We start from the raw sequence: 20,162 nt of genomic DNA, 5'->3' as shown, positions 1-20,162 counted from the left end.
TACGGACCAGGTGGCGTCCATCCTGCCGCAGGCCACGAGCCGACGGAGCACCGAGCCCATATGCGGGCCGGGATGTCTACGCTGGGTGGTGTTGTGAGGGCATTCGCCGTCGGCCAGGAGCCGGCGGCCCTAGGAGCCGAGGAAACCCGTGAGTGACACCCCATTCGGATTCGGCCTTCCGCCGGAGGAGCCGGAGCCCGGCGACGAGGGCAAGAAGAAGGATCCCGCTTCCGGTGGCGGCGGCACCGGCGGTTCCTCGCCCCAGAATCCCTTCGGATTCGGCTCGGGGCCCGGCGGCGGGGACAATCCGTTCGCGGCCATGTTCGGCTCGCTGAACCCCAATGACCTGGGCGCCGCCTTCCAGCAGCTCGGCCAGATGCTGAGCTATGAGGGCGGCCCGGTGAACTGGGACATGGCCAAGCAGATCGCCCGCCAGACCGTCTCCCAGGGCACGTCCGACGGCGTCAAGGACGAGTCCGTGAGCGCCACCGACCGCACGGCGGTCGAGGAGGCCCTGCGCCTGGCCGACCTGTGGCTGGACGGCGTGACGTCCCTGCCCTCCGGTGCGAGCACCGCCGTGGCGTGGAGCCGCGCCGAGTGGGTCGAGGCGACGCTGCCGGCGTGGAAGCAGCTGGTCGATCCGGTCGCGGAGCGCGTGGGCACCGCCATGGGCGGTGTGCTCCCGGAGGAGATGCAGGCCATGGCGGGCCCGCTGATCGGCATGATGCGCTCCATGGGCGGCGCCATGTTCGGCCAGCAGATCGGGCAGGCCATGGGCGTGCTCGCCGGTGAGGTCGTCGGCTCGACGGACATCGGGCTGCCGCTGGGCCCCGCGGGCAAGGCCGCGCTCCTCCCGCTGAACGTGGAGGCGCTGGGCAAGGACCTCGGCGTCCCCAAGGAGGAGGTGCGACTGTACCTCGCCCTGCGCGAGGCGGCCCACCAGCGCCTCTTCGCCCACGTGCCGTGGCTGCGCTCGCACCTGTTCGGCGCCGTCGAGGGGTACGCCCGCGGCATCAAGGTCGACACCAGCAAGCTGGAGGACGTCGTCGGGCAGTTCGACCCGTCGAATCCGGAGCAGCTCCAGGAGGCGCTCCAGCAGGGCATGTTCCAGCCGGAGGACACTCCGCAGCAGAAGGCCGCCCTGGCCCGTCTGGAGACGGCTCTGGCCCTCGTGGAGGGCTGGGTGGACGCAGTGGTGCACGAGGCCGCTGCGAGCCGTCTGACGTCCGCAGGGGCGCTGCGGGAGACGCTGCGCCGCCGTCGTGCGTCCGGCGGGCCCGCCGAGCAGACGTTCGCCACGCTGATCGGCCTCCAGCTGCGTCCGCGACGCCTGCGGGACGCCTCCCGGCTGTGGGCCTCGCTCACGGACGCCCGCGGGATGGACGGCCGTGACGCCTTGTGGGAGCACCCGGACATGCTGCCGACGGCCTCGGACCTGGACGATCCGGACGGATTCGTCCACCGTGAGCAGTTGGACTTCTCCGAGCTGGACAAGATGCTCGGCGAGGCGGCGTCCGGCGACGCCGGCGCCCATGGCTCCCACGGCTCCAAGGGGTCACAGGGCTCCCAGAACTCCGAGGACTCCCAGGGTGACGCGAGCCGCGACGCCGAGGGCAAGAAGGACGACGAAGGCGGCCAGGACGGCCAGACCGGTCAGGACGGCCCCGGTCGATGAGCCTGCACGATGACGCCGTCCTCGTGCTGAAGGGTTACGAGGACGGGGGCGACGCCGCCCAGGCCGGGCTGCGCCAGCAGTATCTGGACCATTTGTCGACCCACCCGGACGGCATGTGGAAGGCGTGCGAGGCGGGCCACGTCACGGCCAGCGCCCTGGTCGTGGACGTGGAGCGCGGGCGGGTGCTGCTCACGCTCCACAAGAAGCTCGGCATGTGGCTCCAGATGGGTGGCCACTGCGAGCCGGCGGACCCGACGCTGGCTGCTGCGGCGCTGCGCGAGGCCACGGAGGAGTCCGGCATCGACGGGCTGACGCTGCTGGGTCTCGGCCCCGACGACGCCACCCCGGTCAGCCTGGACCGGCACGCGATCCCGGCTCCGTGCCACTGGCACCTGGACGTGCAGTACGCGGCCCTCGCCCCGGCCGACGCGGTCGCCGCGATCAGCGACGAATCGTTGGACCTGCGCTGGTTCGGGTACGACGAGGTGTCGGACGTCGCGGACGGCTCCGTCGTACGACTGGTGGAGCGGACCCGGACGGCGCTGGAACGCCAGCACTGACGTACCGCGGTCGCCGCGCTTCTCGGCGGCCGGCACGTGCTCCATGCGAACTCGGGTCGGCATGTGTAAGGGGCGCCCTCCGAGGGAGGGCGCCCCTTACACATGGGTGTGGCTCAGTTCCAGGCGTTGTTCCGGTTCTGACCGTCCGCGCCGAACTGGCCGCGCAGACCGCCGCCGATCGACGCGTTCTGCGGCGGCATGACCTCGCTGGGCTGCACCAGGACGAATCCCTGGCCGAGGAAGCTCAGCTCCCAGCCCTCTCCGGTGCTGCCGCGCCGGGTGCGGACGCTCGTGGAGGTGGTGGGCGCCTGCATCTGCACGCGCAGCCCGGTCGACCAGGCCACGATGGCGTCCGAGTCGACGTTGACGTACGACTCCGGCGTGACGGGCAGCATCAGCGGCTGACCCGAGGTCATCAGGGCGACCTTGCCCTGACCGGTGATGTTGAGCTGGTACTTCCCGGACCCCGAGATGCCGTACTCGCTGTCGACGGCCAGCACTTCGGTGTTCAGCTGCGAGTCCAGCGCCAGCACGTAGGAGCTGTCGACGGTCATGCCCCCGCGGTCGACGTCCACGAGGTGGATGTGCTGCGCGAGGTTGGCCAGGAAGACGGTGCCCTGCCCCGAGCAGCGCATCAGGTCGAGGCCCTCGCCGGTCCGGGCGCGCGAGCGCCGCTGGCTCGGCGACTGGTACTCGCCGTCGAAGTCGACCATTCCCTGGTAGGCGACCATGGCGCCCTTGCGGGCCAGCACGTCGTCACTGCCGTTGAGGGCGACCCGCAGCAACTGCGGGTTCTGGATGGCGAAGCGCTCTTGGCTCTGCTGCTCGCCGTAGGTGAAAAGTGGGCTCTGCATGGCTGTTCTTCGCTCCCCCTCAGCCCCGGATCCGCAGCCGGTCGGTGTTGTCCTCGCTCGGCTGGACGACGACGATGCCCTCCCCGGAGAAGGCCATCTGGTACGCCTCGCCGGTGCCGCGCCCGATCAGTGCGCCGGCCTTGAGGCTGCGCTTGGCCTTCACCTTCAGATTGGGCGACCAGGCCACGAGGGCGTCCGGGTCGACGTAGGTCTCGTCCTGGCCCCGGCCGGAGTCCACGACGATCGGAGTGCCGCGGGAGGTCAGGGCCACCCAGCCGGTGCCCGCGATCTCCACGTTCCACAAGCCGGTGCCGGCGAGCTTGGCCATGCCCTTGACCTTCTCCACGCTCCACTGGAGGTGGGCGTCGAAGGCGAGCACGTTGCTGCCGTTGACCGAGAGCGAGTCGTTGTTCAGATAGATGACGACGACGTCCGCGCCGTAGTCGGCGAGGTAGAGCACGCCGTCGCCGTGACAGCGCATGATGGGCGCGCCCTCGCCGGTGGCCCACTGGGCCACGGCCTGCCGGGCGGCCGGCGGATTGGCCTCGTACTGGACGAAGCCCTCGTAGGCGACCATCGAGCCGGTGCGGGCGAACAGGTCCTGGCCGGTGGCCATGGCGACCTTGAGCATGGTGCGGCCGTGGTTCTCCATCCGGGCCGCGAGGGGGGTCGGGGCGAAGCCCGCGAGTTGCTGGTTCATGTCTTCGGGCTCCCTCAGACCTCGTAGGGCTGGACGACGATGAAGTTCCCGGGCGCGCCCCGGAACTGGAGGTTGACCGTCTCCCCGCTGTGCCCCGGGTACGCGTTGCGGCGCAGCCGCACCTGGCTGGCGAGGACCACCTGGGACGCCGCCGACCAGGCCACGATGGCGTTGGCGTCGGCGAAGGTGGTCGGGGTGACGGGGAGGACGACGGGGGTGCCGTGCGTCTTGACGACGACGGTCCCGGTGCCCTGGAACTGCAGGGTGAACAGGACGCCGCCGGGGATGCCGTGGCCCTCGATCCGGCGCACCTCGTACTGGAGGGACTCGTCGAACGCGAGGACGTTCTCCGCCGAGACGCAGATCGCGTCACCCTGGAGCTCGATGGGGTGCAGGTCTGCGTTGTTCTCGGCGAGGAAGACCTGGCCGCGGCCCGTGCAGCGCATCAGCTGCATCTCCTGCCCGGTCGCGTTGCCCACGATCCGACTGGCGAAACCGCCGCTCTTGTGACTGAAGTCCACCTTGCCCTGGTACATCACCATGCTGCCGGAGCGGGCGAGGACGGCGGTGCCGCCCATGGAGACATCCACCCGCATCAGGTACGGGTTCTGCGCGGTCCAGCGCTGGCCGGTGGGCGTCTCCCGGTACGCCTGGAGCGCGGCGTTCAGCCCGGGCCCGGCGGCCGGCATCCCCTGGGGGACGCCGCCCTGCACACCGGTCTGACCGTACGCGAAGGGCGCCTGCTGGACGAAGGTCCCGGGGGCGCCCGGAGGCGGGGCCATGCCCGGCATCTGACCGGGGAACTGGCCGGGGGCCTGGCCCGGGAATGGGCCGGGGGGCTGACCCGGGACCTGTCCCGGCACCTGGCCGAACTGCGGTTGCACGGGCTGCGGTGGCTGCCCGTACGGTGCCGGAGCCGGCGGTGCGGGCGGTGCCGGCGGCACGACGCCCTGCGGCATCGCGGCGGGTGCGGGGGGCACGACCGGGGCGCCGAAGGCGGCGGCCGGCTGAGGCGCCGGAGGCGTCTGAGGCGCCACGGGTGCGGCTGCGGGTGCGGGCGCGCCGAAGGCCGGCGGCGCGGCCTGGGGAGCGGGCGCCGCGGCCGGCTGCTCCTCGGCGACCTCGCCGCCGAAGTTCTTCAGGAGCGCTTCCAGACCGCCGTCGAACCCCTGCCCGACGGCGGCGAACCGCCACACGTCCTTCAGGTAGAAGTCACCGAGCATCACGGCGCGCTCGGTGGTGAACTCCGAGCCGTTGAAGGGGTAGCGGGCGACTTCCTCGCCGCCGGCGACGATGCGGACGTACCCCGGGCCGACCTGGGACATCTGGCCCGCGCCGTCGATGGTGGCGGTGAAGGAGAGCTTGGTGATGTTCGCCGGGATGCGGTCGAGCGTCACCCGGAACGACTCGGTGTCGCCGGATTGCGCGCCCAGCAGCTGGAGGGACTCCTCCGGTGACTTCGGCTGGTTGAAGAAGATGAAGTACCGGTCGTCCGAGAGCCGTTCGTCGGCGTCGAGGCCGAAGCAGCTGATGTCGAAGGTGAGGCCGGGCGCGGAGATCTGCACACCCACGTACAGATCCGTCCCCGGAGTCAGATCACTGATCTTGGCCTTGTGGCCCCGTTGGAATTCCCTGGCCATGCGTAACGACCGTCCCCCATCCCGATAAAAAGATTGCGTCGCGCCAGGCTAACGGCTGGGTCCTGCAATCGGCCAAGGGGCCATCGCGCGCCGGGACGAATTCGATACGTGGAGTTCGACGGTCGGTCGCCGTCCCCTCACTCCCGGTCGGTGCCGCTCACTCCTGTTCGCCGCCGGGCCGGTGGGGCAACCGTTCGGCAGCGACGATCCCTTCGAGATAGCCCCTGGCCCGCTCGGTGCGCGGATAAGCCTCCAACAGCTGCCAGAAGCGGGGACCGTGCCCCGGGACCAGGAGGTGCGCCAGTTCGTGGACGAGGACGTAGTCCACGACGTACTCGGGCATGCCCTGGAGGCGGTGGGAGAGGCGGATGCTGCCCTCGGCGGGGGTGCAGGAGCCCCAGCGGGTGTTCTGGTTGGTCACCCACCGCACGGACGCGGGGCGGGCACGTCCGTCGAAGTACTGGGCGGACAGCCGCTCGGCCCGGTCGGCGAGCTCGCCGTCCCCGAGGGTCCGCTTGCTCTCCTGGGCGGCCAGCTTGTCCAGCATCACGCCGACCCAGCGGCGCTCCTCCGCTTCCGACATGCGGGCGGGGATCAGGACGATGGTGCGGTCGCCCTCGCGGTAGGCGGAGACGGTCCTACGGCGCCGGGGGCTCCTGCGGACCTCGACGGCACTGGTGCCCGACGCCCTGGCCGCTCGCGGCTTCCCGGTCGGGGCCGAAGTCGTGGCGTCCTCGGCCGGATCGGCGGAGGCGGGCTCACCGGACGGATCGAGCTGACCGGGTTGTTCGGACGGGTCGAAGGGGCGGATCGGATCTGGGGCGCGGGTCGCCTGGGGGTGCCCCGCCGAGTCGGTCGGACCCGCCGCGCCGTCGTGCGGGCCTTCTCCACCGCGCTGCGGGGTCCCCCCAGCGACGCGTGGGGAAGGGTCGACGGACACCCCACGACCGTACCCGCTGAAGGCCCGGGAATCACCGCCTCAGCAACGGTTCTCCGCTGAACCACTCCATGGCGGCAGCATTTGAACGACTAATGCGCCCCCCTGTGGATAACCTTCCTCCCGCCGTGGCAGGACTGGGCATTCTGTCGTCAGAAGCGCTCGACGGGGCGCATACCGTAGGGACGTTTCGATGTGACGGGGGTTGGGACCATGGAGATGCACCCGATGGTGAAGCCGGCCTTGCGCCGGGCCTGGCGGGAGCGGCAGACCGTCCAGTTCGGCGTGGCAGAGGCGCGTGCGGTGTCGATCGGCCCGATGGACACGGCCACCGGCTCTTTTCTCCAACTGCTCGACGGGACTCGCGGGATGCCGCTGCTGCGTACGGAAGCGCGGCCGATGGGCCTGACCGAAGACCAGGTCGATGCCTTGGTCGAACGGCTGAAGAAGGCGGGGCTGCTGGACGACGCGGCGTCCGGCGGCCCGGCGGTCAAGGCGCTGACGCAGCCGCCGGGCACCTTCGACCGGCTGAGAGCGGACGCCGCCTCGCTGTCGCTGGTGCACCCCGAGCCCGGCGCCGGGTTGCGTCGGCTGGCGGCCCGCAGGGCGATGCGCGTCCAGGTCAGAGGGGCGGGCCGGGTCGGCGCGACGGCGGCGGCACTGCTCGCCGGTGCCGGCGTGGGCCGCGTCGAGGTGGTGGACGGCGGCAGCGTGGCGCCGTGGGAGGTGGCGCCCGGCGGGCTGCCGAAGGAGGCGGTCGGCGAGCGGCGGGATGCTTCGGCCCGAGGGCTGGTGCGGCGCTCGGCAGCGGTGCGCCCGCCCCGCTCGACGGCGCGGGTCGCCCCGGCCAGTGGTGAGCAGGCCCTGTCGCTGATCCTGATGTGCCCCCGGGACGGCTTGGCGGTGTACGCCCCGGATCCGACGACCTCGGCCGACTGGGTGAGAACGGGCGTCCCCCATCTGTACGCGGGAGTGATCGAAACCACAGGGATGGTGGGCCCGCTGGTGGTTCCCGGTGGCACCGCCTGCGCCGGCTGCCTGGAGTTGGCTCGGGTCGAGCGCGATCCGGGGTGGCCTCGGCTGTTGGCGCAGTGGCGCTCGGGCGGACGAAGGACACCGGTGCCCGCCTGCGATATCGCGCTGGGAGCGGTGGTCGCGGGGCTGGCTGCGGCCCATGCGCTGGCCTTCCTGGACGGCGGATCGCCGCTGAGCGCGGACACCCGATGGGACACTTCTCTGCCCTGGCTCGACTGGCAAACGCAGAAGTTCAAGCCGCACGTCGACTGCGTGTGCGAAGCCTGGGGGAAAAGTAGGGGCCAGGACGCCTCCGGCTTCAGGCCGGCGCACGAGACAATGGCCGGGTAACCGCTTCGGCGCCACGCCGTTGGGCTCACGCGGCACAGCTTGTCTGGGATTTGGAGGGGCGTATGTCTGATCTTCCCCGGAAGGCGGTCACCCGGACCGCCAAGTTGGCCGCCCTGCCACTGGGGTTCGCCGGCCGCGCCACCTGGGGGCTGGGCAAGCGGATCGGCGGCAGATCCGCGGAGATCGTCACCCGGGAGCTGCAACAGCGCACGGCCGAGCAGTTGTTCAAGGTGCTCGGTGAGCTGAAGGGCGGGGCGATGAAGTTCGGGCAGGCCCTGTCCGTCTTCGAGTCCGCCCTCCCCGAGGACATCGCCGGCCCCTATCGCGCCGCGCTCACCAAATTGCAGGACGCAGCTCCCCCGATGCCCACGCGCACGGTCCACGCAGTGCTGGCGGAGCGGCTGGGTGAGGAGTGGCGGGAGCTCTTCGAGGAGTTCGAGGACAAGCCGTCGGCCGCCGCCTCGATCGGCCAGGTGCACCGTGCGGTGTGGCACGACGGCCGCGAGGTCGCCGTGAAGGTGCAGTACCCGGGGGCGGGGGACGCCCTGCTCTCGGACCTGACGCAGCTCAGCCGGTTCGCCCGGCTGTTGGGGCCGCTCATTCCGGGGATGGACATCAAGCCGCTGATCTCGGAGTTGCGCGACCGGATCTCGGAGGAGCTGGACTACGGCCTGGAGGCCCAGGCCCAGCGGGAGCACGCGGCGGAGTTCGCCGACGACCCGGACGTGCTGGTGCCGGACGTGGTGCACCAGTCGGACCAGGTGCTGGTGACCGAGTGGATCGACGGGATACCGCTCGCCGAGGTGATCTCCGACGGCTCGGAGGAGCAGCGGGACCGCGCGGGGCAGCTACTCGCCCGGTTCCTGTTCTCGGGTCCGGCGCGCACGGGCCTGCTGCACGCGGACCCCCACCCGGGGAACTTCCGTCTGTTGCCCGATCCCGACGGCGGGAGCTGGCGGCTGGGGGTCCTGGACTTCGGGACGGTCGACCGGTTGCCCGGCGGGCTGCCGTCGACGATCGGCGACTGCCTGCGGATGACCTTGGAGGGCGAAGCCGAGGAGGTGTACGCGATGCTCTGTGAGGAGGGCTTCGTCAAAGAGGAGATCGACCTCGACCCGGATGCGGTGCTGGAGTATCTGCTGCCGATCATCGAGCCCGCCGAGGTGGACGAGTTCACCTTCACCCGGAGCTGGATGCGCACACAGGCGGCGCGGATCGCCGACATCCGCTCCCCCGCGCACCAGCTCGGCAAGCAGCTGAACCTTCCGCCGTCGTATCTGCTGATACACCGGGTGACGCTCAGCACGATAGGCGTGCTGTGTCAGCTGAATGCGACCGTACGGCTGCGGGACGAGCTGGAGGGATGGCTCCCCGGTTTCCTCGCTGAGTACGACGAGGCCAAGGTGATCGACGAGGTCGACGACGCCGACCGGCACGACGTCGACGGTGATGATGACGGCGGCCTCGACGAGGTCACGGGTGAGGTCGACGCGGGCCGGGGAGAGGCTGACGGCGAGGGGGTCGTGAAGGCAGCGGCGGCGCCGTAGGAAGGGCGCGAGACCGGAGCGGTCCAAAAGGCGCGGAAGGCGCAGGAGGCGCTTACCACCAGGAGGAGTCGAGCCGGCCTTCGATCGCTCTGATGTTGGCACGGGCGCAGTCGTCGCAGAAGTAGCGGCGGGTGCGGTTCTCCACCGAACAGGTCCAGGTGGGCTGGGCTCCCTTGGCCTTCTTGCCGCACCGGGCGCACACGACGGTGGCGCCCTTCCCGTCCGGGAGGGGGTTCTGCTGCTGTTCCACCTCGTGACGATAACCCCACCGAGGAGCAGGGCGGGGACAACGCACCGCGGGGGCCGATCCGTTAGGACCGGCCCCCGTGTGGTGAGTGTCGGCTTCAGCCGGTGGCGCGTCAGTTCATGACGGCCATGGCGAGCGCGCGACGGGCACGCATCGAGACGCGCTCGGCGCGGCGCTGCATGCGGCGGGCGGCGATCAGATGCACCGCTCGACGTTCCGTCTCGGCTTCACGTAGGCGCTCGTGCATATGCGCACGGGCCAGGGCTTCTGGGATGAGTTGCATGGCGCGGGTCCTGTTCTGACGCGAGGCGGTCGCGCCGGTGATGGTCACTGCTGGAGTCGCGGAGCCCGAGGGCTCGTTCGTGGAAGGGGCCATGGGGTCCTGCTTCTGAAGGGGATCGTGCGCGTAGGGGCGGTCGATGGTTCCGTTGGCGTTCATGCCGAGACCGGGTTCTTGCGCGGACGACCACGGGGCCGCTTGCGGGCGACGACGACGCCCTGGACGAAGAGCTCTCCGCCCCAGACGCCCCAAGGCTCACGCCGGTCCTTGGCACCGGCGAGGCACGCCTCCATCAGCGGGCAGGTGCGGCAGAGGGACTTGGCGTACTCGACGTCGGCCGGCGACTCGGCGAAGAAGACCTCCGGGTCGTAGGAGCGGCACGGGACGGGGACGTCGAGGTTCTCGATGGCGTCGTCGAGTGCGGTCAGGGCGGTGGGCGCGGTCGGCGCGGTCAAAGCGGGGTCCTCCGTGTGGGCGGGCGGGGAGAGCGTCTGGGCAGGCGGTACGGACGGGGCGTGCGCTTCGAGTTGCACGGTGGTGTCTTTCCTCGTCTTGTCGGTCCGGCCGGTGGCCGGTTGGCTGTCCCCCGACGGGTCCGGGGGGCTGGTACCGGGTGTTGCTGTCCCGAGGCCCCTGGGGCTGCTTTCCCGTCCGGGGAAAGCAGAAGGGCCGCGGATCCCGAGTGGGATTCCGCGGCCCTGAAGGCGCCGGCCTGATCGCGTCAGGCTGGATCGCTCCAGGGTTCGAGCCCACGGAAGGCCCACTTGGTGTGGTGCTGCGTCTGCTTCGGGGTGACGGCACTGGCTGCCGCAAAGGCATAGACCTGGGCCTGTGCCAGTCCTGCTTCCAGTGCCTTCGTCGGTCGTTCGGCGCGCTCCTCGCGCAGAACAGGGAGACGTCCGGCCATGGAGGTGGCGGGAGCGCCGGCCAGACCGCCGGACACACCGGTGCCCTTGCCGATGCGGGTGCCATTGGCGGCGAGCAGCGACGTCGAGAAGCCGAGCGAGCAGACGGAGACGACGGCCGAGCGATCGGCCATGGACTGGAAGTTGATGAAGCTGGTGTTGTTGGTGATCACTGGACTCGCCTCCTCTCGGCGTCTAGGGGACCGGCCGGGGCCGGTCACGCGTATTCGGATAAGTACATCACGAGCACAGGGCTTCAGAGAAGCGCCTGTTCTCGTGGTTAAGAACCTATGGGGACGGTCGGGGCATGCGCAAACTATTTTTCCGACGAGTTTTCCTCAGGGCTCCTCAGACTCGTTCTCCACGTCCTGGCCTGCGCAGATGGCAAGGACATCGACTCCGAACCGGTCCAGTTTGCGGGCGCCGACTCCGGCGATCATGGAGAGCTCGCCCTCGTCGCCCGGGACGGCTTCGGCGATCGCCATCAGCGTCTTGTCGGTGAAGACGCAATAGGCGGGCTGGCCGAGCTGCTTCGCCTGGTCGGAGCGCCACTCGCGCAGCCGCTCGTACAGCCCCTCGTCCATGTCGGAGGGGCAGTCCTCGCAGCGCATCAGCTTCATCTCGCCGGCGTCCGTGAGGGTCTTGCCACACACCCGGCACAGCACCGGGCCGCGGCGCTTGCGGCGGCTGCCGCGCTCGACGCCGCCCGCGCCGCCGGCTCCCCGGGAGCCCGGGGCGGCCGATCCGGGCCGCAGCCCGTTCAGGAAGCGGGTGGGGCGGCGGGAGGCCCGGCCACCAGGGGCCCGGGACAGCGCCCAGGACAGCGACAGGTGGAGCCGGGCGCGGGTGACGCCGACGTAGAGCAGTCGGCGCTCCTCCTCGACCTGCTCGTCGGTCTTGGCGTGGGTGATCGGCATCATGCCCTCGGTCAGCCCGACGAGGAACACCGCGTCCCACTCCAGGCCCTTCGCGGCGTGCAGCGAGGCCAGGGTGACGCCCTGGACCGTGGGGGCGTGCTGCGCGGCGGCGCGCTCGTCCAGCTCGGCGACCAGGTCGGCGAGGGTCGCCTCCGGCTTGACCCGGGCGAAGTCCTCGGCGAGCCGCACCAGGGCGGCCAGCGACTCCCAGCGGTCACGGACGGCGCCCGAGCCCGAGGGAGGCTCGCTGGTCCAGCCCTTGGTGGAGAGCACCGCGCGGACCTGGGACGGCAGGTCCTCGGCGTCGTCCAACAGGGGGTCGTTGCCGCCGGCGCGGGCGGCGCCGCGCAGGGCGATGCCGGCCTCCCGGACCTCCTGGCGCTCGAAGAAGCGCTCGGCGCCACGGAGCTGATAGGGCACGCCGGCGTCGGCGAGGGCCTGCTCGTAGACCTCCGACTGGGCGTTGATCCGGTAGAGGACGGCGATCTCGCCGGCGGGGACGCCCGCGGCGATCAGGTCGCGGATGCGATGGGCGGTGCCCTCTGCTTCGGCGGGCTCGTCCGCGTACTCCGTGTAGCCCGGCTCGGGGCCGGGGTCGCGCTGGGAGATCAGCTCCAGGCGGTGCTCGGCGGCCCGGCCGCGGGCCTGGCTCAGCAGGCCGTTGGCCAGGTGGACGACCTGGGGGGTGGAGCGGTAGTCCCGGACCAGCTTGACGACCGTCGCCGAGGGGTGGCGGGTGCGGAAGTTCAGCAGGTGGTCGGGGGTGGCTCCGGTGAAGGAGTAGATCGTCTGGCTGGCGTCGCCGACGACGCACAGGCTCTCCCGGTCGCCCAGCCAGAGGTCCAGCAGGCGCTGCTGGAGGGGGCTGACGTCCTGGTACTCGTCGACGACGAAGTGCTGGTACTGACGGCGGATCTGGTCGGCGATGTCGTGGCGGTCCTGGAGGATGCCGACGGTCAGGAGCAGCACGTCCTCGAAGTCAATCACCGCGCGATCGCGCTTGAGCTGTTCGTACAGCCCGTAGATCTGGCTGATTTCCGATGGGTCGCGAGGGATGTCGCGGAGCGCCTTGGCGGCGGCAGCCGCGTAGTCCGCGGGGACGGTCTGGGTGACCTTCGACCACTCGATCTCGCTGGTCACATCGCGCAGCTCGTTGCGGTCGAGCCGGATCCGACAGCGGGCCGCGGCCTCCGCGACGAGCTGGATCTTGCGCTCCAGCAGCCGGGGCAGCTCACCACCGATTGCTTTCGGCCAAAAATACTGGAGCTGTCGCAGCGCGGCGGAGTGGAAGGTGCGCGCCTGGACGCCGCCGGCGCCGAGCTGGCGCAGCCGTCCGCGCATCTCGCCCGCGGCGCGGTTGGTGAAGGTGACGGCCAGCACGCTGGCGGGCGGGAGTATGCCCGCGCGCACCCCGTAGGCGATGCGGTGGGTGATCGCACGCGTCTTGCCCGTGCCGGCGCCGGCGAGGACACACACCGGACCGTGCAGGGCGGTCGCCACTTCGCGCTGCTCGGGGTCGAGCCCGTCGAGCACCGCGTCGGCGGACGCGGGGACCTGGGGGAAGAGGGAGGAGTGCGTTGCTGCTGTCACCCCGCCATGCTGCCAGGTCTCGCGAGGCGGATGCGGCCGTTGTCCACAGCCGCCGCCGGATTGTCGTACCGGGACGGATGGGACATCGGCCGGATGGGGCACCGGGACGGACAGGACGGCGTCCCGTCCGCGGGACCGGATCCGCAAGGCCCCGTACCGGGCGCGGCCGGGCGCCCCGTACCGGGCACGGGCGGGGACCCGGTACCGGGTACGGGAATCGTCAGCAGGTCACGTACGTTCTACGCGGTGCGAACCGCACCGCGAGGTGCAAGGACGCGCCAGCCAGACCGAGCGAGACCAGCGAGCCAGAGGAGCCCAGAGACGATGTCGGGGACCGTGACGATGTACAGCACCACCTGGTGCGGCTACTGCCGTCGGCTGAAGAGCCAGATGGACCGTGAGGGCATCGCGTACAGCGAGATCAACATCGAGAACGACCCGGACTCCGCCGCCTTCGTGGAGAAGGTGAACGGCGGCAACCAGACGGTGCCGACCGTCCAGGTCGTGCCCGTCGGCGGCGGCGCCGAGGTCGTCATGACGAACCCGAGCCTCGCGCAGGTCAAGCAGGCGCTCGGCGCCTGACGCCGGTCGACCGCGTCCGAACGCTCGTCGGGCCCAGAGCCGCCGCGGCCCGCTCTCCCCTCGGAGGGCGGGCCGCAGCGCTCTCCCAAGGCCCTCAGGCCGCGGCGGCGCCCTGTCGGGGCAGCGGCCGGCCGTACCACGTCTCGATCAGGCGGGCCGCGATGGAGATCCCGTACGGCGGCAGCACCTCGCCCGACGCGAAGGCCGCGGCCAGCTCGGCGCGGGAGAACCAGCGCGCCTCGTGCAGTTCCTCGCCGTCGACGGTGATCTCCGCCGAGGTGGCCCGGGCCGTGAAGCCGAGCATCAGGCTCGACGGGAAGGGCCACGGCTGGCTCGCCACGTAGCCGACCTCGCCGACGGTCACCCCCGCCTCCTCGTTCGCCTCCCGCCGCACCGCCTGCTCGATCGACTCGCCCGGCTCGACGAAACCGGCGAGGGTCGAGAACCGCCCCTCCGGCCAGTGCACCTGCCGGCCGAGCAGGGCGCGGTCCTCGGCGTCGGTGATGAGCATGATCACCGCCGGGTCGGTGCGCGGGTAGTGCTCCGCCCCGCACGCGGGGCAGCGGCGGATGTGCCCCGCAGCGGCGATGACCGTGCGCTCCCCGCAGCGCGAGCAGAAGCGGTGGTTGCGCTGCCAGTTCTCCAGGGCGACGGCGTGCACCAGCAGTCCGGCGTCGCGCGGCGACAGCAGCAGCCCCGCCTCCCGCAGCCCCGCGGGCCGCGCCGACTGGTCCATGCGGCCCGGCAGCGAGTCCTTCTGGAGCGCGAAGTAGCGCACCCCGTCCTCGTCGGTGCCGAGGAAGTAGCGGTGGGTCTCGGTGACGGGCGCCTCGAAGGTGGGCGTCATGACCAGTTCGGTGCGGCCGTCGGGGGTGTCGTCGATCAGCGCCCGGCCGCCGGAGACCACGAACACCCGCGTCGTCGGGTGGCTCCACGCCGCCGCGAGCCACGCCTCGTCGAGGCGGTGGTGCGCCTCGCGGTCGATCCCCGAGGGGGCGGTCAGGCTGATGGGCCGATCTACGGTGACTTGGCTGTCGGTGCTCACGTGCTTCCAACTCCCCCGGACGGGTTCCAGTTCAGCGGTTCAGCGGTCGAGCGGCTCGATCGGACGGGCTGCTCGACGATCGGCTCGGCTCGGTGCGGATCGGGGCTCAGCGCAGCGCCTGCCCCAGGTCCCCCCACAGGTGGGCGGCCGTCTCCACCCCCTTGAGGAGGAGGTCCACCTCCACCTTCTCGTTCGGTGCGTGCCAGCCGTCGGACGGTACGGAGATCCCGAGGAAGAGCACCGGCGCGCCCAGCACGTCCTGGAGGTCGGCCGCGGGACCGGAGCCGCCCGTGCGCGTGAAGCGGATCTTCTGGCCGTCGAAGGCCCTGCCCATGGCCCGTACGACGGACTGGAGGGCCGGGTGGTCCAGCGGGGTGAGGCAGGGGCGGGTGGCGCCCGCGAAGGTGAGGTCGTAGCGGATGCCGTCGGGCACGCGCTCCGCCACCCAGCGGCTGACGGCGACCTCGACCGCGTCCGTCTGCTGCCCCGCGACCAGTCGGAACGTCAGCTTCAGCAGTGCCGAAGCGGGGATGATCGTCTTGCCGCCGGCGCCCTGGTAGCCCCCGCCGATGCCGTTGACCTCGGCGGTCGGCCGGGCCCAGATGCGCTCCAGGGTCGAGTAGCCGGCCTCGCCGAGCGTGCCGGAGGAGTGCGCCGTCTCCAGCCACTCCGCCTCGTCGAAGGGCAGCTCGGCGAAGAGCTCCCGCTCGGCCTCGCTCAGCGGCGTGACGCCGTCGTAGAAGCCGGGGATCGCGACCCGCTCGTCGGCGTCGTGCAGTGCGCCCGCGAGCCGTGCGGCGACGGTCGCCGGATTGGGCACCGCGCCGCCGAAGGCACCGGAGTGGATGTCCTGCTCGGGCCCGTACAGCTGGATCTCGCAGTCGACCAGGCCGCGCATGCCGGTGCAGACGGTGGGCGTGGTCTCGGACCACATGCCGGTGTCGGAGACCATGACGACGTCCGCCGCGAGCTGCGGCAGGCGCTGCTCGATCAGGGCGCGGAAGTGCGGCGAGCCGACCTCCTCCTCTCCTTCGACCAGCAGCTTCAGATGGACGGCGGGCGCGGTCCGGCCCGTCGCGGCCAGATGCGCCCGGACGCCCAGGGCGTGGAAGAAGACCTGCCCCTTGTCGTCGGCGGCGCCCCGGGCGTAGAGCCGGCCGTCGGCAAACCGCGGCTCGAACGGGTCCGAGTGCCAGCCGTCCGCCAGCTCCGCGGGCTGGACGTCGTGGTGTCCGTAGACGAGCACGGTCGGCGCGTGCGGGTCGTCCGATGGCCACTCGGCGAACACCGCGGGGGCGCCGGCCGTCGGCCACACCTCGACGACCGGGAACCCGGTCTCCGTCAGCTTGGCCGCGAGCCAGTCCGCACTGCGCCGCACGTCGGCCTCGTGCTCGGGCTGGGCCGACACGGAGGGGATGCGCAGCCACTCCGCGAGGTCGCCGAGGAAGGCGTCGCGGTGCTGCTGGACGTACGTACGGACGGCGCTGTCCGGGGTCTCGCTCATGCGTATGAGCCTAACGGGCGTCCCCGGCCCCCTCCGCAGCCGTCCGCGCCTCGGTCACCGCCCCGCGGCCGGATCCGGCTCCGCCTTCCGCTTCCCCGGGCTCCGGCTGCGGCGGCCCGCCCATGAGGATGCGTTCCAACTCCGCACGGCCGGGCAGCGACGCCGGTCGGACGACCTCGCCGCTGCGGACGAAGACGAACGCGGCGCCGACGTCCTCGGGCGCGAGACCGTGCTGTTCCGCCCAGGCGAGCCGGTAGATCGCGAGTTGGAGCGGGTCGGCGGCCATGGCCCGGCCGGTCTTCCAGTCGACGATCTCGTACCCGCCGGCCGGGGCACCGGCGTCGGGATCGGCGTTGGACGGGGTGCGGTACACGGCGTCGATGCGGCCCCGGATCACCCGGCCGCCGAGGGTTATCTGGAACGGGGACTCGACGCGGTACGGGGTGCGCCGGGCGTACGGGGTCCGCTCGAACGCCTCCTTCAGCTCGGCCAGATCCCGCTCGTCGTCGATCTCCACGGCGTCCGGGCCGCGGTCGTCGCCGGGCAGCTCCTCCAGGTCGAGCAGGGGCAGCGGCAGCGCCTCGAAGCGGGACTCCACCCAGGCGTGGAAGCGGGTGCCGCGGCGGGCCGCGGGCTGCGGCGGGCGCGGCATGGGGCGCGCCAGGTCCTGGGCGAAGCCGTCGGCGTCGGCGGCGAGGCGCACCAGTTGGGACGCGGTGAGGGAGGCCGGGAGGGGGACCTCGCGCACGGCGGCGCGGGTGCGGCGCAGCTCACCGGCGAGGGCGTCGAGGTCGCGGTCCCAGGAGGCGATGGCACGCGCCTCTTCGGGGGTGAGTTCCTCGGGGCTCGCGGGGTCGCGCTCTCTCTCGTACGGGGGTGGGTCGGCCTGGTGGGGCACGGGGGCGGAGGCGTCGTCGGGCGGCTCGTACGGGTCGTACGGGTCGTACGCAGGCTCCTCCGGGTCCTCCAGGTCGTCCAAACCCTCCGGGAACAGCTCGCCCTCCGCGGCCGGGGCCGAGGCGCCGCGCTCCTTCGCGGGGTCCGGTTCGGGTTCCCGTAGATACGCCAGTACGGTCTGCGCCGCCGCCCTGCGACGGGCCAGGGAAGCCGGGTCCAGGGGCAGCGGCCAGGCGCGGTCCGGACCGGTCTCCTCCAGGGCGGGGTTCTCCGCGTCCTCCGCGGGCTCGTCCGCCCACGCCTCGATCTCCCCGTGCCCTGCGGCGCAGTGCTCGTACAACGCCTGGAGGAACGCGGACGGTCCCCGCCTGCGCTTCTGCGTCGGGCCCCACCAATGGGCCGAGCCGAGCAAGAGGGAGCGGGGGCGGGTGAAGGTCACGTATCCGAGGCGCAGTTCCTCGGTGTGCTGGTGGTCCTTCATGGACTCCTTGAAGGACTTCAGCCCCTTGGCGTCCCAGGCCGTGACGTCCGGGAGGGTGGCCGCGTCGCCGCGCAGGGCGTGCGGCAGCACCTGGGGGTGGGACGTCCACGCCTCCCGTCCGCGGTCGCTCGGGAACTGCCGGGCGACCAACCCGGGGACGGCGACCACGTCCCACTCCAGCCCCTTGGACTTGTGGGCGGTGAGGATCTTGACGGTGTTCTCGCCGCCCGGCAGGGCGTTGTCCAGGCCCTTCTCGTACTGGGCGGCGGTGCGCAGGAAGCCGAGGAAGGCGAGCAGGGTGGCCTCGCCGTCCAGCGCGGCGAAGCCGGCGGCGACGTCGAGGAAGTTCGCCAGGGTCTCGCGGCGGCGGGCGGCCAGCGCGTGCGGGGACGCGGACAGCTCGACGTCGAGGCCGGTGGTGCCGAGGACCCGGTGCAGGACGTCCATCAGCGGGTCGGCGAGGGAGCGGCGCAGCTCCCGCAGCTCCGCGGCCAGGTGGGCGAAGCGCACGCGGGCGTCCGCGGAGAACGGCAGCCCGTCGTCCGCGCCCGGGGCCGTGCCGGCGCCGGCCTCCGCGTACGGGTCGAGGAAGGTGTCCAACGCGTCGGCGAGGGAGATCACCTCGGCCGGGTCGGTGCCCTCGACGGCCGCGGCGAGCCGCTCGGCGGGGTCTGCGTGGTCGTCGGGGGCACCGGCTCCTGCGCGGTGCACCAGCAGCCGGGCCCGCCGGCCGAGCAGGGCGAGGTCCCGCGCGCCGATCCGCCAGCGCGGGCCGGTGAGCAGCCGTACGAGCGAGGCATTGGCCCCCGGGTCCTGGAGGACCTCGCAGACCGCGACGAGGTCGGCCACCTCCGGCAGGTGCAGCAGCCCGGACAGCCCCACGACCTCGACCGGCACCTCCCGTTCCACCAGGGCGCCCTGGATCTCGGGGAAGTCGCCCGCGGTACGGCACAGGACGGCGATCTCGCCCGGCGGCGTGCCGGTGCGCACCAGGTGGGCGATCGAGTCGGCGAGCCAGGCGATCTCCTTTGCGTGCGTCGGCAGCAGGGCGATGCGGACGGATCCGTCGGCCTCGGCCCCGGGGGCGGGGCGCAGCGCGGCCACGCCTTCGTGCCGGGCGCGCAGCGGGGCGGCGAGGTCGTTCGCGAGCTGGAGCAGCCGGCCTCCGCTGCGGCGGTTCTCGCTGAGCGCGTACCGGGTGGCGGGGGTGCCGTCGCGGTGCGGGAAGTGCTCGGGGAAGTCGTCCAGGTTGGCCACGGAGGCGCCGCGCCAGCCGTAGATCGCCTGGCAGGGGTCGCCGACGGCGGTCACGGCGTGCCCGGCGCCCTGGGGTTGCCCCTGGCTCTCACCCTGGCTCTGGCCGAAGAGTCCGGAGAGCAGCAGGCGCTGGGCGACGGACGTGTCCTGGTACTCGTCGAGGAGGACGACGCGGAACTCGTCCCGCAGGATCCGCCCCGTCTCGGGCCGGGTCAGCGCGAGCTGCGCGGACAGCGCGATCTGGTCGCCGAAGTCCAGCAGCTCGCGGGAGCGCTTGGCCCGGCGGTAGCGGACGGTCAGGTCCAGCAGCTCGCGGCGGGCGGCCACGGCGTCGGGGACCTTGCGCAGCTCGGCGTTGCTGAGCCGGACGCCGTTGCCGCTGCCGCTCAGTGTGTCGGCGAGTTCCGTGTCGTACGCGGCGAGGCGCTCGGGGTCCACCAGGTGCTCCGACAGCTCGGCGTCGAGCGCGAGCAGATCGCTGACGAGGGTGGGGAACGAACGGGTCAGCGCGGGGTACGGCCCCGGCGCCTCCCGCAGCACCCGGGCGGCGAGCTGGTAGCGGGTGGCGTCGGCGAGGAGCCGCGCGGTGGGTTCGAGCCCGATGCGCAGGCCGTGGTCGGTGAGGAGCTGCCCGGCGAACGCGTGGTACGTGGAGATGCGGGGCTCACCGGGCGGGTCGTCCGGGTCGATCGCGTCGGGATCGGTGACGCCGGCGCGGACGAGGGCGGTCCGGACGCGTTCGGCGAGCTCGCCCGCGGCCTTGTTGGTGAACGTGAGCCCGAGGACCTGCTCGGGGGCGACCTGCCCCGTGCCGACGAGCCAGACGACCCGGGCGGCCATCACCGTCGTCTTCCCCGACCCGGCACCGGCGACGATGACCTGCGGGGCGAGGGGGGCGGTGATGCAGTCGATCTGCTCGGGCGTGAAGGGAATGCCGAGGAGCTCCTTGAGCTGCTCGGGGTCGCGGAGGTTCCTGTTCACGGGAAAAGGCTAAGCGGCCCCACTGACAGGCTGCGGGGCCGCTGGACGTATTCGCCGCCGCTTCCCCCGGGAGGTTTGGTCTCTGCGGGCCGTCCGTGGCTGTTCGCGCAGTTCCTCCCCCCGGGGGCGGGGGGGGGGGGGGGGGGGCCCGCGCCCCCCGCCCCCCCCCCCGCCGCCCCGCCGCCCGCCCCCCCCACG

Annotated in this window: 17 protein-coding genes; 5 read left to right on the top strand and 12 right to left on the bottom strand. The window is 72.2% G+C overall.

The annotated features are described in order from the left end of the window. Positions 1–148 precede the first annotated feature (148 nt). Both AB0E05_RS16765 and AB0E05_RS16760 read left to right on the top strand, forming a co-directional pair. Entirely contained in the window at positions 149–1,675 is a 1,527-nt protein-coding gene (locus AB0E05_RS16765) for a zinc-dependent metalloprotease (protein WP_361963926.1), read from the top strand. Next, a complete protein-coding gene (locus tag AB0E05_RS16760) occupies positions 1,672–2,235 on the top strand; it encodes an NUDIX hydrolase (protein WP_361963924.1) in 564 nt (187 codons plus the stop codon). The genes AB0E05_RS16765 and AB0E05_RS16760 overlap by 4 nt, the downstream gene beginning before the upstream one ends. Before the next feature lie 113 nt (positions 2,236–2,348). Here AB0E05_RS16760 and AB0E05_RS16755 read toward each other — a convergent pair whose 3' ends face one another. The 4 genes from AB0E05_RS16755 to AB0E05_RS16740 form a co-directional block, all read right to left on the bottom strand. Further along, positions 2,349–3,089, bottom strand: coding sequence for an AIM24 family protein (locus AB0E05_RS16755; protein WP_361963922.1), 741 nt, complete (start codon positions 3,087–3,089; stop codon positions 2,349–2,351). Between the two features lie 19 nt (positions 3,090–3,108). Next, positions 3,109–3,789, bottom strand: a complete 681-nt coding sequence (locus AB0E05_RS16750) for an AIM24 family protein (protein WP_361963920.1) — start codon at positions 3,787–3,789, stop codon at positions 3,109–3,111. A 14-nt stretch (positions 3,790–3,803) separates the two neighbouring features. Beyond that, positions 3,804–5,429: a TerD family protein gene (locus tag AB0E05_RS16745; protein WP_361963918.1), complete on the bottom strand. Its 1,626-nt coding sequence runs from the start codon at positions 5,427–5,429 to the stop codon at positions 3,804–3,806. 157 nt (positions 5,430–5,586) lie between these two features. Then, positions 5,587–6,369, bottom strand: a complete 783-nt coding sequence (locus AB0E05_RS16740; protein ID WP_361963916.1) for a SprT-like domain-containing protein — start codon at positions 6,367–6,369, stop codon at positions 5,587–5,589. Positions 6,370–6,585: 216 nt separating this feature from the next. Here AB0E05_RS16740 and AB0E05_RS16735 point away from each other — a divergent pair, with 216 nt between their 5' ends. Together AB0E05_RS16735 and AB0E05_RS16730 are read left to right on the top strand one after the other, a co-directional pair. After that, positions 6,586–7,731, top strand: a complete 1,146-nt coding sequence (locus AB0E05_RS16735) for a ThiF family adenylyltransferase (RefSeq protein WP_361964321.1) — start codon at positions 6,586–6,588, stop codon at positions 7,729–7,731. 62 nt (positions 7,732–7,793) lie between these two features. Beyond that, positions 7,794–9,278 carry an AarF/ABC1/UbiB kinase family protein gene (locus tag AB0E05_RS16730; protein ID WP_361963914.1) on the top strand — a complete coding sequence of 495 codons (1,485 nt, stop codon included), beginning with the start codon at positions 7,794–7,796 and terminating at the stop codon, positions 9,276–9,278. Positions 9,279–9,330: 52 nt separating this feature from the next. On the opposite strand, the gene AB0E05_RS16725 is transcribed toward AB0E05_RS16730, so the two are convergent. The 5 genes from AB0E05_RS16725 to AB0E05_RS16705 form a co-directional block, all read right to left on the bottom strand. Next, complete coding sequence (locus tag AB0E05_RS16725; protein ID WP_361963912.1) at positions 9,331–9,528, bottom strand: hypothetical protein; 198 nt, start codon at positions 9,526–9,528, stop codon at positions 9,331–9,333. A 109-nt stretch (positions 9,529–9,637) separates the two neighbouring features. Further along, on the bottom strand, positions 9,638–9,964 hold the full coding sequence (locus AB0E05_RS16720) for a hypothetical protein (RefSeq protein ID WP_361963910.1): 327 nt from the start codon (positions 9,962–9,964) through the stop codon (positions 9,638–9,640). Continuing rightward, positions 9,961–10,338 carry a WhiB family transcriptional regulator gene (locus tag AB0E05_RS16715; protein ID WP_361529502.1) on the bottom strand — a complete coding sequence of 126 codons (378 nt, stop codon included), beginning with the start codon at positions 10,336–10,338 and terminating at the stop codon, positions 9,961–9,963. The genes AB0E05_RS16720 and AB0E05_RS16715 overlap by 4 nt, the downstream gene beginning before the upstream one ends. Before the next feature lie 188 nt (positions 10,339–10,526). Next, complete coding sequence (locus tag AB0E05_RS16710) at positions 10,527–10,883, bottom strand: hypothetical protein (RefSeq protein ID WP_361963907.1); 357 nt, start codon at positions 10,881–10,883, stop codon at positions 10,527–10,529. A gap of 165 nt (positions 10,884–11,048) precedes the next feature. Continuing rightward, a complete protein-coding gene (locus AB0E05_RS16705; RefSeq protein ID WP_361963905.1) occupies positions 11,049–13,217 on the bottom strand; it encodes an ATP-dependent DNA helicase UvrD2 in 2,169 nt (722 codons plus the stop codon). A gap of 324 nt (positions 13,218–13,541) precedes the next feature. Here AB0E05_RS16705 and AB0E05_RS16700 point away from each other — a divergent pair, with 324 nt between their 5' ends. Continuing rightward, positions 13,542–13,799, top strand: a complete 258-nt coding sequence (locus AB0E05_RS16700) for a mycoredoxin (protein WP_361963903.1) — start codon at positions 13,542–13,544, stop codon at positions 13,797–13,799. Between the two features lie 94 nt (positions 13,800–13,893). Here AB0E05_RS16700 and nudC read toward each other — a convergent pair whose 3' ends face one another. The 3 genes from nudC to AB0E05_RS16685 form a co-directional block, all read right to left on the bottom strand. After that, complete coding sequence (gene nudC, locus AB0E05_RS16695; protein ID WP_361963901.1) at positions 13,894–14,844, bottom strand: NAD(+) diphosphatase; 951 nt, start codon at positions 14,842–14,844, stop codon at positions 13,894–13,896. Positions 14,845–14,950: 106 nt separating this feature from the next. Beyond that, on the bottom strand, positions 14,951–16,348 hold the full coding sequence (locus AB0E05_RS16690; protein WP_361963899.1) for a dipeptidase: 1,398 nt from the start codon (positions 16,346–16,348) through the stop codon (positions 14,951–14,953). A 10-nt stretch (positions 16,349–16,358) separates the two neighbouring features. Next, a complete protein-coding gene (locus AB0E05_RS16685; RefSeq protein ID WP_361963897.1) occupies positions 16,359–19,964 on the bottom strand; it encodes a UvrD-helicase domain-containing protein in 3,606 nt (1,201 codons plus the stop codon). Between the last annotated feature and the right edge of the window lie 198 nt (positions 19,965–20,162).

It is taken from the genome of Streptomyces sp. NPDC048057 (assembly GCF_040653095.1).
Lineage (GTDB): Bacteria > Actinomycetota > Actinomycetes > Streptomycetales > Streptomycetaceae > Streptomyces.
The sequence above is the reverse complement of the archived record's forward strand: the minus strand, read 5'-3'. Positions and strand labels throughout refer to the sequence as shown.

Bases quoted from the DNA above. Each gene is read 5' to 3' on its own strand.
- AB0E05_RS16700 (WP_361963903.1), top strand. From the start codon at position 13,542: ATGTCGGGGACCGTGACGATGTACAGCACCACCTGGTGCGGCTACTGC.
- AB0E05_RS16730 (WP_361963914.1), top strand. From the start codon at position 7,794: ATGTCTGATCTTCCCCGGAAGGCGGTCACCCGGACCGCCAAGTTGGCC.
- AB0E05_RS16755 (WP_361963922.1), bottom strand. From the start codon at position 3,089: ATGCAGAGCCCACTTTTCACCTACGGCGAGCAGCAGAGCCAAGAGCGC.
- AB0E05_RS16750 (WP_361963920.1), bottom strand. From the start codon at position 3,789: ATGAACCAGCAACTCGCGGGCTTCGCCCCGACCCCCCTCGCGGCCCGG.
- AB0E05_RS16760 (WP_361963924.1), top strand. From the start codon at position 1,672: ATGAGCCTGCACGATGACGCCGTCCTCGTGCTGAAGGGTTACGAGGAC.
- AB0E05_RS16745 (WP_361963918.1), bottom strand. From the start codon at position 5,429: ATGGCCAGGGAATTCCAACGGGGCCACAAGGCCAAGATCAGTGATCTG.
- AB0E05_RS16720 (WP_361963910.1), bottom strand. From the start codon at position 9,964: ATGAACGCCAACGGAACCATCGACCGCCCCTACGCGCACGATCCCCTT.
- AB0E05_RS16690 (WP_361963899.1), bottom strand. From the start codon at position 16,348: ATGAGCGAGACCCCGGACAGCGCCGTCCGTACGTACGTCCAGCAGCAC.
- AB0E05_RS16735 (WP_361964321.1), top strand. From the start codon at position 6,586: ATGCACCCGATGGTGAAGCCGGCCTTGCGCCGGGCCTGGCGGGAGCGG.